This window comes from Corallococcus sp. 4LFB, assembly GCF_046520365.1.
GTDB classification, from domain to species: domain Bacteria; phylum Myxococcota; class Myxococcia; order Myxococcales; family Myxococcaceae; genus Corallococcus; species Corallococcus caeni.
Genome location: NZ_JBKGHJ010000989.1, coordinates 1 through 1,386 on the forward strand (window position 1 = coordinate 1; position 1,386 = coordinate 1,386).

Annotated in this window: 1 protein-coding gene; it reads left to right on the top strand. The window is 75.4% G+C overall.

Translation table 11 applies throughout. From position 1 onward, the window contains the following. Positions 1 to 142 precede the first annotated feature (142 nt). Positions 143 to 1,386 (top strand): serine/threonine-protein kinase (locus tag ACLEQD_RS43410; RefSeq protein WP_410391794.1); only part of this gene is annotated, 1,244 nt, incomplete at its 3' end.

The following is a 1,386-nucleotide window of genomic DNA, read 5'->3' on the forward strand; positions in this document are numbered from 1 at the left end:
CCGCCCGGCCCCGGCCGCGCTGCCCCGGCTGCACCCTGGAGCTGCCCCGCGGACGGCGCGGTGAGTCGTGCGTCTGGTGCGGCTTCATGTTCGCCGCCGTGTCCCGCCGCGCGCGCGCGCCCAAGACGCCCCGGAAGCCCCGATGAGCGGGACGTACCGGCTCACCGGCCGCACGGAGGCGGGGGACCTGGCGGAGCTGTACGAGGCCCTGCTGCTGCCCACCCTCCCCGTCGCGGTGAAGCTCTTCCTGCCGCGCACCTCCGACCCCGGCTATGCCCGCGAGCTGGCGGAGACGGTGCGGCGGCTCCAGCCCGTGCGCCACCCGGGCCTCCTCCACGTCGTGGACGTGGGCTTCGTGCGCCAGCGGCTCGCCATCGTGCGCGAGGACGTGGACGGCTTCACGCTGGGCATCGCGCTCCAGCGCCTCAACACGAAGGAGGTGCTGCTGCCGCCCACGGTGGCGCTCTCCATCGTCATCCAGCTCCTGGAGACCGTGCAGTTGGCGCACGACGCGGGCGTCGTCCACGGGGCCATCACCCCCGGCAACGTGCTGCTGTCCCGCGACGGCTTCCCGGCCATCTGCGACTTCGGCGCGCTCCAGGCGCTGCTGTCCGTGCCCCAGCTCAAGCGCACGTTCGCGCACCGGGGCCGCAGCGCGTACCGCGCGCCGGAGGTCACTCGCGGGGAGACGCCCACGGAGGCGTCCGACGTGTACTCGCTGGGCGCCATCGCCTACGAGCTGCTCACGCTGCGCGAGGCCGTGGTGCCCGGCAGCGGCGTCAGCACCCGCCGCGAGGCGCTGCCTCCGCCCAGCCGGTTGGACCGGCGGATCAACTCGCGGCTGGATCCGGCCATCATGCGCGCGCTGGATCCCGCGCCCCAGCGGCGCTTCCGCTCGTGCGGCGAGTTCGCCCAGGCCCTGCGCAACTTCCTCTCCGCGGGCGGCGGCCTGCCCGGCGCGGAGGAGGTGGGGCGCTTCGTGTCGGAGCTGTTCCCCAACGAGGTGAGCCTCGCGGCCCCCGGGCCCGTGCCGTTCGTGGAGCCCTTCCAGCTGGAGCCCATCTCCGGCGCGGAGATGGAGGACCTGCACGCCGAGGAGCACGAGGCGTCCATCGTCCAGCGCGCCCCGTACAGCCGCGCGCCCACGGAGCAGGAGGCCTCCGCGGACACGCAGGAGGCCGCGCCCGGCTTCGAGGCCTTCCATCCCGAGGACTACGCCCCGGATGCCCCCGAGGACGACGCCCCCGCCCCGGAGCCCGAGCCCAGGAACGATGCGCGGAGCACGGACCCTTCGCACGCGGGGCCGCTGGAGCAGGGCTGGGACGCGCCGCCCGGCGTCCTCGCGCAGAAGTCCCGCCGTCAGGCCGGTCCGCAGGGCGGTGCGGA